Annotated in this window: 1 pseudogene; it reads left to right on the plus strand. The window is 47.9% G+C overall.

Going from position 1 to position 288, the window contains the following annotated elements:
* Positions 1-103, plus strand: a pseudogene (locus OGX67_RS00430) (IS1 family transposase); the annotation flags it as partial.
* Positions 104-288 lie beyond the last annotated feature (185 nt).

The raw sequence follows: 288 nt of genomic DNA on the forward strand, positions 1-288 counted from the left end.
TAACCTGAATCTGAGACAACATCTGGCAAGGCTGGGACGGAAGTCACTGTCGTTCTCAAAATCGGTGGAGCTGCATGACATGACTCTGAGGTGTCTGTTAAACCCGTGGCGATTCAAAGCGGACCGTCATACCTGCTTTAGTCACTGGCTTAGCGAATGGAAGGGACTTCCCCTGGATATGCGCCTGGTTAACTTTCATGCAATCATGGGATAAACATTGACCCAGAGGGATTCGTTATGACCATCACCACTGTCGGTATCGATCTTGCTAAAAATGTGTTTGCTGTT

The organism is Citrobacter sp. Cf118 (assembly GCF_030334095.1).
Classification (GTDB): Bacteria; Pseudomonadota; Gammaproteobacteria; order Enterobacterales; family Enterobacteriaceae; genus Citrobacter; species Citrobacter freundii.